Origin of the sequence: Stutzerimonas stutzeri, assembly GCF_009789555.1 — a bacterium.
Lineage (GTDB): Bacteria > Pseudomonadota > Gammaproteobacteria > Pseudomonadales > Pseudomonadaceae > Stutzerimonas > Stutzerimonas stutzeri_R.
Genome location: NZ_CP046902.1, coordinates 564,820 through 577,470, shown reverse-complemented (window position 1 = coordinate 577,470; position 12,651 = coordinate 564,820). Strand labels below are relative to the sequence as shown.

At 63.1% G+C, this 12,651-nt stretch carries 12 protein-coding genes; 2 read left to right on the top strand and 10 right to left on the bottom strand.

Annotated elements, in window-relative coordinates; genetic code table 11:
* The first annotated feature begins 72 nt into the window (after positions 1 to 72).
* Complete coding sequence (locus GQA94_RS02585) at positions 73 to 681, top strand: 2OG-Fe(II) oxygenase (RefSeq protein ID WP_158186603.1); 609 nt, start codon at positions 73 to 75, stop codon at positions 679 to 681.
* Positions 682 to 742: 61 nt separating this feature from the next.
* On the opposite strand, the gene dctM is transcribed toward GQA94_RS02585, so the two are convergent.
* The 9 genes from dctM to rfbB form a co-directional block, all read right to left on the bottom strand.
* Positions 743 to 2,023: a C4-dicarboxylate TRAP transporter large permease protein DctM gene (gene dctM, locus GQA94_RS02580; RefSeq protein ID WP_158186602.1), complete on the bottom strand. Its 1,281-nt coding sequence runs from the start codon at positions 2,021 to 2,023 to the stop codon at positions 743 to 745.
* Complete coding sequence (locus tag GQA94_RS02575) at positions 2,023 to 2,649, bottom strand: TRAP transporter small permease (RefSeq protein ID WP_158186601.1); 627 nt, start codon at positions 2,647 to 2,649, stop codon at positions 2,023 to 2,025. The genes dctM and GQA94_RS02575 overlap by 1 nt, the downstream gene beginning before the upstream one ends.
* A 229-nt stretch (positions 2,650 to 2,878) precedes the next feature.
* Positions 2,879 to 3,871 (bottom strand): C4-dicarboxylate TRAP substrate-binding protein DctP, encoded by a 993-nt coding sequence (dctP, locus tag GQA94_RS02570; RefSeq protein WP_158186600.1) that lies wholly within the window; start codon positions 3,869 to 3,871, stop codon positions 2,879 to 2,881.
* A gap of 382 nt (positions 3,872 to 4,253) precedes the next feature.
* Positions 4,254 to 5,645, bottom strand: a complete 1,392-nt coding sequence (locus GQA94_RS02565; protein WP_158186599.1) for a sigma-54-dependent transcriptional regulator — start codon at positions 5,643 to 5,645, stop codon at positions 4,254 to 4,256.
* A 1-nt stretch (position 5,646) separates the two neighbouring features.
* On the bottom strand, positions 5,647 to 7,446 hold the full coding sequence (locus GQA94_RS02560; protein ID WP_158186598.1) for a sensor histidine kinase: 1,800 nt from the start codon (positions 7,444 to 7,446) through the stop codon (positions 5,647 to 5,649).
* An 89-nt stretch (positions 7,447 to 7,535) separates the two neighbouring features.
* Complete coding sequence (gene rfbD / locus GQA94_RS02555) at positions 7,536 to 8,447, bottom strand: dTDP-4-dehydrorhamnose reductase (RefSeq protein WP_158186597.1); 912 nt, start codon at positions 8,445 to 8,447, stop codon at positions 7,536 to 7,538.
* Positions 8,444 to 8,989, bottom strand: coding sequence for a dTDP-4-dehydrorhamnose 3,5-epimerase (rfbC, locus tag GQA94_RS02550; RefSeq protein ID WP_158186596.1), 546 nt, complete (start codon positions 8,987 to 8,989; stop codon positions 8,444 to 8,446). Before rfbC ends, rfbD begins: the two co-directional genes overlap by 4 nt.
* On the bottom strand, positions 8,986 to 9,858 hold the full coding sequence (gene rfbA, locus GQA94_RS02545; protein ID WP_158186595.1) for a glucose-1-phosphate thymidylyltransferase RfbA: 873 nt from the start codon (positions 9,856 to 9,858) through the stop codon (positions 8,986 to 8,988). Before rfbA ends, rfbC begins: the two co-directional genes overlap by 4 nt.
* A complete protein-coding gene (gene rfbB / locus GQA94_RS02540; RefSeq protein WP_158186594.1) occupies positions 9,855 to 10,925 on the bottom strand; it encodes a dTDP-glucose 4,6-dehydratase in 1,071 nt (356 codons plus the stop codon). Before rfbB ends, rfbA begins: the two co-directional genes overlap by 4 nt.
* A gap of 311 nt (positions 10,926 to 11,236) precedes the next feature.
* Here rfbB and GQA94_RS02535 point away from each other — a divergent pair, with 311 nt between their 5' ends.
* Positions 11,237 to 11,539 carry a hypothetical protein gene (locus GQA94_RS02535; protein ID WP_158186593.1) on the top strand — a complete coding sequence of 101 codons (303 nt, stop codon included), beginning with the start codon at positions 11,237 to 11,239 and terminating at the stop codon, positions 11,537 to 11,539.
* Here GQA94_RS02535 and GQA94_RS02530 read toward each other — a convergent pair.
* Complete coding sequence (locus GQA94_RS02530) at positions 11,536 to 12,651, bottom strand: ABC transporter permease (RefSeq protein WP_158186592.1); 1,116 nt, start codon at positions 12,649 to 12,651, stop codon at positions 11,536 to 11,538. The two genes, GQA94_RS02535 and GQA94_RS02530, sit on opposite strands and share 4 nt — an antisense overlap.

Genomic DNA, 12,651 nt, shown 5'->3' with positions numbered 1-12,651 from the left:
TCAGTCGCTGTTTCCCCACGGGCCCGCCGAGGCCGCCGGGAAACGCCAACCTGACCATCGGAGTCACTTTCCTTGCCGTTCTCTACGATCATCGACGACCTGGCCGCGCGCGGCTGGTCGCTGCAGAGTTCCTTCCTGTCCAGTGATGTGACCCAAAAGCTGGCCAACGAGTGCCGCAAACGGTATGCCGAGGGTACGCTGGCGCCCGCTGGTGTCGGTCGAGGCGAGGAGCAGGCGGTACGCGAAGGCATTCGCGGCGACCATATCCATTGGGTGGAAGAGGGGCAGGCGGAGGTTTGCGATGTCTACCTGGCGCTGATGGACGGGCTGCGACAGACGCTCAATCGCGAGCTGTTTCTCGGCCTGGAAGAGTTCGAGTGCCACTTCGCCCTCTATCCGCCTGGCGCCTTTTACCAGACGCATCTGGATCGTTTTCGCGACGACGACAGCCGCTGCGTCAGCGCAGTGCTGTACCTGAATCCGGATTGGCAACCCGCCGATGGCGGTGAACTGCGGATGCATTTCGCCGATGGGTCGAGTCTCGATATCGCACCGCTGGCAGGCGATCTGCTGATCTTCCTGTCGGCTGACTTTCCTCACGAGGTCCTGGTGACCCAGGCCGACCGCCTATCGTTGACCGGTTGGTTTCGGCGCCGCCCAACGGACGTGCTGGCCCTTTGATGCAGGCATGAAAAAGCCCGGCGCGAGGCCGGGCTGAAGGGAACGCGTACGTTCGGGGCGGTTACATCCCCAGTAGGTTCGGCAGGCCGAGGGAGATCGCCGGCACGTAGGTAATCAGTACCAGGAAGCCCAGCATCAGGGCCAGCCATGGCAGGACCGCGCGAATCACCTGAGTCACCGGCATGCGAGTCACGGCTGACGCGACAAACAGGTTCAGCCCCACCGGTGGCGTGATCAGGCCGATCTCCATGTTCACCACCATGATGATGCCGAGGTGGATCGGGTCGATTCCCAACTGTACGGCGATCGGGAACAGGATCGGCGCCAGGATCAGGATGATCGCCGACGGCTCCATGAAGGCACCGGCCACCAGCAGCACGATGTTTACCACCAGCAGGAACATCCATGGCTGAAGACCCGCCTCGAGCACCATGGCGGTGATCTGTTGCGGGATCTGTTCGGTGGTCAGCACGTGCGCAAACAGCATGGCGTTGGCGATGATGAACATCAGCATGATCGTCAGCTTGCCCGACTCGAGCAGCACCCGCGGGCAGTCGCGCAGGGTGATGTCCTTGTAGACGAACAGCGCGATGAAGGCCGAATAAACCGCCGCCACGGCCGCCGCCTCGGTCGGTGTGAACATGCCCGAGTAGATGCCGCCGAGGATGATGAACATCAACAGCAGGCCCCACAGCGCCTTGCGTGCCGCCGACAGCCACTGGCGGAAGCTCGCGCGCGGCATGGCCGGCAAATTCTTCTTCACCGCGACGATGTAGATCGCGATCATCAGCCCGAGGCCGAGCAGGATACCGGGTACCACGCCGGCCATGAACAGCTTGCCAACCGAGGTCTCGGTCGCCGCGGCGTAGACCACCATGACGATCGAGGGCGGGATCAGGATGCCCAGGGTACCGGCGTTACAGACGATGCCCGCGCCGAAGGCCTGCGGGTAACCGGAGCGCACCATGCCGGCGATGGCAATGGAGCCGACCGCGGCGACGGTGGCCGGCGAGGAACCGGACAACGCGGCGAACAGCATGCACGCCATTACCGCGCCGATGGCCAGGCCACCACGGATGTGTCCGACCGTGGCGTTGGCGAAATCGATCAGACGCTTGGCGACACCGCCGGTGGTCATGAACGCGCCAGCCAGGAGGAAGAACGGGATGGCCAGCAGGGTGTAGTGTTCGGAGGTTTCGAACAGCTTGATCGCCAGCGAGCGCACCGAGTCGGGGCTGAAGAAGACAATGGTCAGCGAACCGGCCAGACCGAGCGAGATGGCGACCGGCACACCGATGAACATCAGCGCGAATAGCGCCAGGAAGAGGAACAGGATAGTCATTACTTCGGCTCCTCTTCACCGAGCCTGGCCGCTTCGGCAGCCTCATCGGCCAGCCCCAGTCCGGTTTGCTCGTTGCGCAGGATGCGCAGCAGGATTTCCACGAAACGGATGAACACCATGGCAAAGCCGAAGGGCACGATCATCCCGATATGCCATTGCTTGATGCCAATATGGCCAAGGTCTTCGGCGCCGATGTTGGCAATGAACAACGCCTGGATCCACTCGTAGCTGGCCACGGTCAACAGGGCGGCATAGCCCAGGCAGAACAGGCAGGCGAGCACGCCGATGTAACGCTGCACGTGGCGCGGCGCCAGTTTGACCAGTGCGTCGACGCCGATGTGGCCGGCAGTCCGTACGCCATAGGCGAGGCCGGAAAAGATCAGCCAGGCGAACAGGGCCTTGGTCAGCGCTGTGCTCCAGGTCATCGACTGTGCCAGTCCGATGGTGAAGTCGCCCAGGGCGAAAAAGAAATCGCTGGCGGCTTCGAAGCTATCGCCAAGGCTGTAGAAAACGGTATAGAGGTTGTTCAGGACCACGTAAACGAAGGTCACCAGAGTCATGGCGGCCAGCAGAAAGGCGATGAAGCCTTCCTCGAAGTGGTCCCAGACGCGCCAGAGGGCGTTCATGGATGACATCTCCCGATGGATTGCATTGTTCGATGGGCGTACGGAACGTGCGCCATGATCCGGTCTGGTTACCGGATGACAGAGCAATGAAAGGCTTGTTCTGGACGAGGCGCAAGGCGTGAAACAACTCGCCGTCATGCGCGCCTGGTCGTTGTGTTTTTCACTGAGCTGTCGGTATTGCCGTTGCGCAACGCAGGAGGCGAGCGAGCCCGCCCCCTGCGGTTGGGTTTTACTGAGCGTTTGCCGCTTCGGCGGCCTTGATCAGGTCAGCACCGATTTCGTTCTCGAACTTCTTCCAGACCGGCTTCATGGCTTCGCGCCACTCGGCCCGCTCTTCCGGGGTCAGTACGAGGATTTCGGTGGTGCCAGCGGCCAGGATGTCCTGCTTGGCTTTCTGGTTCAGCGCGTCAGCCTGCTTGTTCACCTCGACGGTCACCTCGTCCAGGATCGTTTCCAGCTCGCCGCGTACGTCAGCCGGCAAACCGTTCCAGAACTTGGTGTTGGTGATCAGCATGTAGTCGAGCAGACCATGGTCGGACTCGGTGATGTGCTTCTGCACCTCGTGCATCTTCTGCGAGTAGATGTTCGAGTAGGGGTTTTCGGCACCGTTCACCACGCCGGTCTGCAGACCCTGGTAAACCTCGGCGAAGCTCATCTTGCGCGGGTTGGCGCGCAGGGCCTTGAACTGCTCGTCGAGTACGGCAGAGGCCTGAACGCGGAACTTCAGGCCACGAGCGTCTTTCGGCGCGCGCAGTTCCTTGTTGGCGGACAACTGCTTCATGCCGTTGTGCCAGTAGCCCAGGCCGGTGATGTTCTTGTCTTCCATGGAGCGCAGCAGGCCCTGGCCGGCTTCGCTCTGCTGGAAGCGGTCAACCGCCTGGATGTTGTCGAACAGGAACGGCAGGTCGAATACCTGGACGCCCTTGGAGTAGTGCTCGAACTTGGCCAGCGAAGGTGCGATCAGCTGCACGTCGCCCAGCAGCAGCGCTTCCATTTCCTTGCCGTCGCCGAACAGCGACGAGTTCGGGTAGACCTGAACCTCGACCTTGCCGGGCAGGCGTTCTTCCACCAGCTTCTTGAACAGATTGGCGCCCTGGCCTTTCGGCGTGTTTTCGGCAACCACGTGGGAGAACTTGATCAGGATCGGGTCGGCTGCCTGGGCCAGGCCTGCGATTCCCAGTGACAAGGCGCAGGCGAGCGCCGTGGCGGTCAGTTTGAACATTGTTGTTTTCCTCTTGTTGTGAATTGAGCTGCCGCGTGGAGCGGTGGCTCGGCTGTAGTCAGCAAGACAAGTCTAGGCGTCCTCGAAGAAAAGTCGCGGCACCGTCGGCAGACCTGATCACCAACTCATGGGGTTTGCGAGAGCAAGCGCTGTGCCAAATGCACGGATATTGCCCCCGTGGAACCGGAGTTTACCGTTGTAGTGGCAAAATGCTGACGAATATTTCTCAGCCAGCGCGTCTAGCGCGCACCTTCGGCGGGCCACCTGTGCAATCGCCGGTGCGCCTGCGCCAGCTAGCCGGAGTATTGTTGCAACGGTGTGGCACACAACCGCAGGATTTGAGGGTCGCTGGAAAGCGGCCATCATGGCGGAAAACCGCCAACTACTCGCCGTCCTCGGGCGGGCTTCCGCCAGCATCGTTGAAAACCAGGCCGTGTTTGCGAAGCTTGTCGTGAAGCGTCTTGCGTGGCAGGCCAAGGGCCTCGGCAACGCTGCGCAACGAGCTGTGCGGGCGTGCCAGCTCGGCGGCGATCAGCGCGCGCTCGAACGCTTCGACCTGCTCGTTCAAGGCACTTCCCGTCGTTGCGACCCCACCCTCGGCAACCAGGGCCGGGTCGTCCAGCCCCAGCTGCAGCCCCAGCGCAAAGCGTTCGGCGGTGTTCTGCAGCTCGCGGACGTTGCCGGGCCAGCTGTGCCTGAGAAGCTGCCCGCGCTGCTCCGGGCGCAGTTCACGGATTGGCAGGCCGTGGCGGTTGGCCGCGGTTTCGGCGAAATGCTGGAACAGGAAAAGCGGGTCTTCGCTGCGCTCTCGCAGAGGCGGGATGCGCAGCGGCGCGACGTTCAGCCGGTAGTAGAGGTCGGCGCGGAAACGGCCCTGGTCGGCAGCCTGGCGCAAGTCTTCCTTGGTCGCGGCGATGACCCGGATGTCCAGCGCGATCGACTGGTTGCCGCCCAGGCGTTCGACGACCCGCTCCTGGAGCATGCGCAGCAGTTTGACCTGCACATCGAGGCTCATGCTCTCGATTTCGTCCAGGAACAGGGTGCCGCCGTTGGCGAATTCGAACTTGCCGATGCGGCGTTTTTGCGCACCGGTGAAGGCGCCCGCCTCGTGGCCGAAGAGTTCGCTTTCGACCACCGATTCGGCCAGCGCGCCGGCATTGATGGCGACAAAGGGGCCAGCGCGCCGGCTGGACAGATCATGCAGCGCGCGCGCGACGACTTCCTTGCCGGCACCGGTTTCACCGAGGATCAGTACGTCGGCCTGCGTGCTGGCGAGCGCGCCGATCTGTTCTCGCAGGCGCCGCATGGCGGGCGACTGGCCAAGCAGCCGGGTGGAGAGCTGTTGGCGGTCGGCCAACGCCAGGCGCAGGCTGCGGTTGTCCAGGACCAGCTGGCGCAGGGCCAGGGCGCGGCGTACCCCATCGAGCAGCGCTTCGCTGGGAAAGGGTTTTTCGAGGAAGTCGTAGGCGCCGGCGCGCATCGCCTGCACCGCCAGTTGAATGTCGCCGTGGCCGGTGATCAACAGAACCGGCAGCTCGCTGTCGAGCGCCTGCAGTTGTTGCTGGAGCGCCAGGCCATCGAGGCCGGGCATGCGGATGTCGCTGACCACCACGCCGGGCCAGTCCACTGGCAGCATGGCCGGCAGGCCGCGCGCGTCGCCCAGGCTGAGCACCTTCAGCCCGGCGAGGTCGAGTGTCTGGCTCAGGGCCTTGCGCAGGTGAGGGTCGTCGTCGACCAGGACTACCTGGCACTGCGGGTCGATCTGGCTGGTCATGCTAGTCCTCGCTCGGGAAGGCGACGCCAGGGGCGGCGGAGCGCAGGTAAAGGCTCAGCTGGGCGCCGCCTTCGGAATGGTTGGCCAACGTCAGCTCGCCGCCCAGGGCCCGGGTCAGGGTATCGCAGATGGCCAGCCCCAACCCCAGCCCTTGCGCGCTGGTCTTGGTGGTGAAGAAGGGTTCGCGGGCGCGTTGCAGCGCCTCGGCGGTAAATCCCGGCCCGTTGTCGCGCAGGGTCAGTAGCACGCCGTCACCCTGGCGTTCGGCGCGCAGCCAGATGCGCCGCACCGGTGGGCGCTCGTTGAGCGCATCGAGCGCATTGGCCAGCAGATTGGAAAGAATCTGCCGCAGCCGCGTCTCGCCCGCCTGGACCCATAGCGTCGCCTCCGGAAGATCACGGATCAATTCCACGCCCATGGCTTGCCGACGCTTGGCCAGCAGGGCCAGCGCATCGTCCAGCGCCGGTTGCAACGCGACCCGCTCCGGCGCATGCCGATCGCGGCGGGCGAAGGCGCGCAGATGGGCGATGATCGAGGCCATGCGCGCCGTCAGTTCGCTGATCAACCTGAGGTTGTCGCGTGCTTCCTCGTTCCGCTGTTGATCGAGCAGCACGCCGGCGTTGTCCGCGTAGCTGCGGATCGCGCCCAGCGGCTGATTGAGTTCATGGCTGATGCTGGCCGACATGGTGCCCAGCGCCGACAGCTTGCCCGCCTGTAGCAGCTCGTCCTGAGCACGGACCAGCTCCTGCTGCGCCTGTTCGCGCTCCAGAACTTCCTGCCTGAGCCGGCTGTTCAGCGCTTCCAGATCCTGTGTGCGGGCTTGCACGCGACGTTCCAGCTGTTGGCGTGCCTTGGCGTCCAGCGCGATGCGTTCGAGGTAGTGGCGGCGGCGCTGCATCAACAGCCCGAGCAGCAGCAACAGCGCCGCCAGGGTGGCCGCCCCGATCGCCACGACGGTCTGCACCGGTCGCACGACCAGGCTGATCGGCGCCAGGATGCGCACGGTCCAGCCGGTTTCCTTGAGCTCGCGGCTCTGGATCAGCCAGGTGTCGATATCGAGCGTCAGGTCCTGCGGGTCGAGTGTTGGATAGGGACGCACGGACGCGATCTGCTCACGCTCATCGATATCCAGCGCCCGGCTGGCACGAAACCGCCATTGCGGCTTGGACGTGAGGATCACAACGCCAAAATTATCGGTCACCATGAGTTGTTCGGGCGTCGTGCCCCAGAGGGTTTCGGTGTAGTCCAGGTCGACTTTCACCACCAGCACGCCGAGTGCCTGGTCGCCATCGCGCACGGCGGCTCCGAAGTAATAGCCGCGCTTGCCCGAGGTGGTGCCCAGGCCGAAGAAACGCCCCAGCTCACCGGCCATGGCTTCTCTGAAGTAGGGGCGAAACGCGAAGTTCCGGTTGACGAAGCTGTCCTCGTCGTTCCAGTTCGAGGCGGCCAGCGTGTTGCCATCCGGTGCCATCAGGTAGATCACATCGGCGCCGGTTTCCTTGCGCAGTTGATCCAGCAGGCGATTGGCCTGGTCCTTGATGACCGGGTCGTGCGGCTGGCGCAGCGCGGTTCGCAGGGTCGGCAGATCGCCAAGAATACGCGGCAGCACCTCGTAGCGGCGCAGCGAGCCGAGCAGGTTGGCCACGTACAGATCGAGGGTTTGCCGGTTCTGCTCGATCAGCTCGTTGCTGTAATAGCGCTCGGCCAGCTGCTGTAACGGCCACAGCAGTGGCGCCAGTAACAGGGCGACAAGGGCCAGGTTGCGCCAGCGAGGACGGCGGGGAGATTCGGGTGATGTCATGCGGATGCGCCTGTGATTCGGGCGACATTATGCACGTTCAGCCGACCACCGGCCGAGGTCGGCGCAAGCGCCTCGACCTGCTGGCGAACTCAGACGCTTTGAATGGCCTGCACGCTTTGATCGGCCGGAACGTCGCGTGCATTGGCGAGGCATTGATGCAGCGCGGTTTCCCAGTCCGGTAGCGCGATGCCCCAGTCACGCTGCAGGCGAGCGCAGCTCAGGCGGGAGTTCAGCGGGCGCTGCGCAGCGGTCGGGTAGTCCGTGGACAGGATCGGCTCGAGCCTGGCGCGCAGAAGGCCCTGTCGCTCCAGGTGCTCGGCGATGCTGCAGGCAAAACCGTACCAGGACGTCTCGCCAGTGGCGGTCAGGTGGTACAAGCCGTTGGGCCCGCCCGCTCCGTTTCGCCACTTGCGGACCATCTCGGCCGTGACGGCGGCGATCGTACCGGCCCAGGTCGGTGCGCCGACCTCGTCTTCCACCACCGACAGCGAGTCGCGTTCTTGCAGCAAACGCTGCATGGTGAGCAGGAAGTTGCGCCCGTGCAGTGAGTAGACCCAACTGGTACGCAGGATCAGATGCTCCCCGCCGACGGCCTGAATCGCCTGCTCGCCCGCCAGTTTGCTGGCCCCGTAAACGCTCAGCGGGGCCGGTAGATCTTCTTCCTGGTACGGCTCGGTCTTGCGCCCATCGAACACGTAGTCGGTGGAGTAGTGGATCAGCGGCACGCCCAGCGCCACCGCTTCTTCGGCCAACACGCCAGGGCCGACGGCGTTTACCGCAAAGGCCCGATCGCGGTCGTCCTGGGCCGGGTCGACCGCGGTATAGGCGGCTGCGTTGATGATCAGGTCCGGGCGCAGCAAGCGAATCTGTTGGCGAATCTGCGTCGGTACTGCCAGATCCAGCACCTTGTGGCCCAGGGCAAGCACTTTCCCTTCACCGGCAAGCGCCAGTTGCAGCTCCTGAGACAGTTGCCCCTTGCTACCGGTGATCAGGATTTTCATGCAAATAGCTCCGCCTCGCTGAGGATCTTCCCCGCGGCGTCCTTGGGCGACAGCTGCGGTAGTTCCTGGAACGGCCATGCGATGCCGATCTGCGGGTCGTTCCAGAGCAGTGACCGCTCATGGGCAGGCGCGTAGTAGTCGGTGGTCTTGTAGAGAAATTCGGCGCTTTCGCTGAGGACCACGAAACCGTGCGCAAAGCCTTCCGGAATCCACAGTTGGCGCTGGTTCTGGGCGCTCAGGTGAGTGCCGACCCAGCGGCCGAAACTGGGCGAGCTACGGCGAAGGTCCACGGCCACGTCGAAGACTTCGCCTGCCACCACCCGAACCAGCTTTCCCTGCGGTTGCTGGATCTGGTAGTGCAGGCCGCGCAGAACGCCACGCTGGGATTTGGAATGGTTGTCCTGGACGAAGGTGCGCTTGAGTCCGGTCGCGGCCTCGAACGCGGCGGCGTTGAAACTCTCATAGAAGAACCCACGCTCATCGCCGAACACCTTGGGCTCGATGATCAGCACATCGGGGATGTCCGTTTCGATGACCTTCATGCGTCTTCCCCGGCCAGCTTGAACAGATACTGGCCATAGCCGGTCTTGCCCAGGGCATCGGCGCGGCGCAGCAGCTGCTCGCGGTCGATCCACTTGTGCTGATAGGCGATTTCTTCCAGGCAGGCAACCTTCAGCCCTTGGCGATGTTCGATGGTCTGTACGTACTGCGAGGCTTCCAGCAGGCTGTCATGGGTGCCGGTGTCGAGCCAGGCGAAGCCGCGACCAAAGCGCTCGACGTTGAGGTCGCCGCGCTTGAGGTAGGCGTTGTTGACGTCGGTGATCTCCAGCTCGCCGCGCGGCGATGGCGTGATCGACTTGGCGATCTCGACCACGTCATTGTCGTAGAAGTACAGGCCGGTCACCGCGTAGCTGGACTTCGGTTTCGCAGGCTTTTCCTCGATCGACAAGGCCTTGCCGTTCTCGTCGAAATCAATGACGCCGAAACGCTCCGGGTCCTTGACCCAGTAGCCGAACACGGTCGCGCCCTTTGGCTGGCTCGATGCGCGTTGCAGCTTCTCGGTGAAGTGCTGGCCGTGGAAGATGTTATCGCCGAGGATCAGGCACACCGAGTCATCGCCGATGAACTGTTCGCCAATCAAAAACGCCTGGGCCAGTCCGTCCGGTGACGGTTGTTCGGCGTAGCTGAAATTGACCCCGAACTGGCTGCCATCGCCCAGCAGGTTGCGGTACTGCGGCAGATCCTGCGGCGTGGAGATCAGCAGGATGTCCCGAATGCCGGCAAGCATCAGCACCGAGATGGGGTAGTAGGCCATCGGCTTGTCGTAGATCGGCAGCAACTGCTTGGATACGCCAAGGGTGATGGGGTGCAGGCGGGTGCCTGAGCCCCCGGCGAGGATGATTCCTTTCATGCGTTCTCCAGCGCGCCGAGGCGCTCGCGTTGATAGCTGCCGTCCTGGACGCGACGGCACCATTCCAGATTGTTCAGGTACCACTGCACGGTCTTGCGCAAGCCGCTCTCGAAGGTTTCCTGCGGCACCCAGCCAAGTTCGCGCTCGATCTTGCAGGCGTCGATGGCGTAGCGCAGGTCGTGGCCCGGACGATCCTTGACGAACGTGATCAGGTCTTCGAAGCGCGCCACCCCGTCGGGCTTGCGCGGAGCCAGTTCTTCGAGCAGCGCACAGATGCCGCGCACCACGTCGATGTTCTTCTGCTCGTTGTGGCCACCGATGTTGTAGGTTTCGCCGACCTTGCCTTCGCTGACGACCTTGAACAGCGCGCGCGCGTGATCCTCGACGAACAGCCAGTCACGCACCTGCGTGCCGTTGCCGTACACCGGCAGCGGCTTGCCGTCGAGCGCGTTGAGGATGACCAGTGGAATCAGCTTCTCGGGGAAGTGATACGGCCCGTAGTTGTTCGAGCAATTGGTGATCAGCACCGGCAGGCCATAGGTCCGCTGCCAGGCCCGGACCAGATGATCCGAGGACGCCTTGCTGGCCGAATAGGGCGAGCTGGGCGCATAGGGCGTGGTTTCCGTGAACAGGTCATCGACGCCATGCAGGTCGCCGTAGACCTCATCGGTGGAGATATGGTGAAAGCGGAACGCATCGCGGCGGGCTTGGGGCAACGTCTGCCAATAGGCGCGCGCCGCTTCGAGCAACTGGTAGGTACCGACGATGTTGGTCTGGATGAATTCGGCCGGCCCGTCGATGGAGCGATCCACGTGCGACTCGGCGGCCAGGTGCATGATGGCGTCCGGCTGGAATTCCAGCAGGGCTTCGCTCACCCGTTCGCGGTCGGCGATGTCGGCCTGGAGAAATTGATAGCGTTCACTGTTCTCAACCTCGGCCAGCGACTCGAGATTGCCGGCGTAGGTCAGCTTGTCCAGGTTGAGGACGCTGTGGTCGGTGTCTTGGATGAGATGGCGGATCAGAGCAGAGCCGATGAATCCGGCTCCGCCGGTTACAAGTATGCGCATGATTGATAGGCTTCCTTGGCGCGCTACAGAGCAGCAAGCTCTTGGCATGTCGGCAGGATAGACCTGCCGGAAATGTAAAAATTCCCGGCCACGGCGTGGCGATGATGACCTCGGGCAAAAGTTTGAGGCAGTGTTGCCCGACAGACAATCATCCGACTGCGGCGCGGCGAGGCAAAACACCGACGCGCCCCGGTACCCGGCCGAAGACGAGCGCACAAAAATGGCATTCACGGCGAAAGGGAGCGTGGCGTGGAAGGCTCAATTGAGTACTATTCGCGTCAACGCCCCTGATCGGTAGCAATGGAATGCCTATGCGCAACGACCGACTCGCCGAGCTACTGACGCTCACCTCGCACAGCATGTCCCAGCTGGCTGAGGCACTGACGACCTTCTCTTTCGAACTCATGGCCAGCGAGGACCCGGCCGTCCGCATCGCCAGTCGTCGCATGGTGTCCCGCGTGTCGGCGATCCGCTCGGCGTTCGATCAAAAGGCCCACGCGCTTGAGCCGGCCGTCGCGCCTTGCGTCCCGGGTCTGGACCAGCCGCAAGCGGGCCTTTGTACAGACACCGACGACCGTGTGCAAAGCCCGGGGAAAGATGCATCGGATCACTAACGCAATGAGCTGCGCAAGCGCGACAGCGCACCGAGGAAAAACACCGCGCCGATCGCCAGCAGCGCCAGCAGTTGTGGCCAGATGACCGACAGGCCGGCACCGCGGAACAGGATGGCCTGGGCCAGTTCGACGAAATGCGTGGTCGGCGCCGCCCACATGATGTGCTGTACCAGGTCCGGCATGCTTTCACGTGGCGTCATCCCGCCCGACAGAATCTGCAGCGGTATCAGCACCAGGATGATCAGCAGCCCCAGCTGCGGCATGGAGCGGGCAACGGTGCCGAAGAAAATTCCCATGGAGGTAGTGGCGAACAGGTGCAAAGCCGCTCCGCCCATGAACAGTAACAGTGATCCCTGGATCGGAATCTGTAACCAGCCTTCGACGATGAAGCGCAGGGCGAACGCCGAGGCCAGCAGCACGACCAGCCCCATTGCCCAGACTTTGGCCAGCATGATTTCGACAGGCGTCACGGGCATCACCAGCAAATGCTCGATGGTGCCGTGTTCGCGCTCGCGGATCAGTGCAGCGCCGGTGAGAATGATCGACAGCATGGTGATCTGGTTGATCACCTCGTTTACCGCGCCGAACCAGGAGCGGGTCAGGTTCGGGTTGAAAACGGTGCGCATCACCGCTTCTACGGGCATGGCATCGACGCTGCGGTAGCGTTTGACGAAGCCTTCCAGTTCATCGTTGACGATCTGCTGGATATACCCGGCACCTGTAAACGCCTGGCTGATCTGGGTAGCATCGACGTTGAGCTGGATCGTTGGACTGCGCCCGGCCAGCAGGTCTTGCTGGAAGTTCGGTGGAATGTTCAGGGTGAAGGTATAGAAGCCGGCATCCATGCCCGTGTCCATCTGGTGCAGGTCGATGAGTTCGGGTGGCATGAAGTAGGGCAGCAGGAACGCATTGATGACTCGTTGAGAGGCTTGCGACTGGTCTTCATCGACGATCGCAACGCTGGCGCGATGGGGCGATTCCGGCAGTGCGGTGGCGCTGACATGGATGGCCAGGGTGAAGGCGTAGATGATCAGCACCAGCAATGCCGGATCGCGGTACAGACTACGCAACTCCTTGATGCCCAACTGGATGATATTGGTGAGGGTGCGCAT

What these genes read in the sequence shown, in the direction of transcription:
- rfbA (WP_158186595.1), bottom strand. Translation starts at nt 9,858, where the DNA reads ATGAAAGGAATCATCCTCGCCGGGGGCTCAGGCACCCGCCTGCACCCC.
- rfbC (WP_158186596.1), bottom strand. Translation starts at nt 8,989, where the DNA reads ATGAAGGTCATCGAAACGGACATCCCCGATGTGCTGATCATCGAGCCC.
- GQA94_RS02535 (WP_158186593.1), top strand. Translation starts at nt 11,237, where the DNA reads ATGCGCAACGACCGACTCGCCGAGCTACTGACGCTCACCTCGCACAGC.
- rfbB (WP_158186594.1), bottom strand. Translation starts at nt 10,925, where the DNA reads ATGCGCATACTTGTAACCGGCGGAGCCGGATTCATCGGCTCTGCTCTG.
- dctM (WP_158186602.1), bottom strand. Translation starts at nt 2,023, where the DNA reads ATGACTATCCTGTTCCTCTTCCTGGCGCTATTCGCGCTGATGTTCATC.
- rfbD (WP_158186597.1), bottom strand. Translation starts at nt 8,447, where the DNA reads ATGAAAATCCTGATCACCGGTAGCAAGGGGCAACTGTCTCAGGAGCTG.
- GQA94_RS02530 (WP_158186592.1), bottom strand. Translation starts at nt 12,651, where the DNA reads ATGCGCACCCTCACCAATATCATCCAGTTGGGCATCAAGGAGTTGCGT.
- GQA94_RS02560 (WP_158186598.1), bottom strand. Translation starts at nt 7,446, where the DNA reads ATGACATCACCCGAATCTCCCCGCCGTCCTCGCTGGCGCAACCTGGCC.
- dctP (WP_158186600.1), bottom strand. Translation starts at nt 3,871, where the DNA reads ATGTTCAAACTGACCGCCACGGCGCTCGCCTGCGCCTTGTCACTGGGA.
- GQA94_RS02575 (WP_158186601.1), bottom strand. Translation starts at nt 2,649, where the DNA reads ATGAACGCCCTCTGGCGCGTCTGGGACCACTTCGAGGAAGGCTTCATC.
- GQA94_RS02565 (WP_158186599.1), bottom strand. Translation starts at nt 5,645, where the DNA reads ATGACCAGCCAGATCGACCCGCAGTGCCAGGTAGTCCTGGTCGACGAC.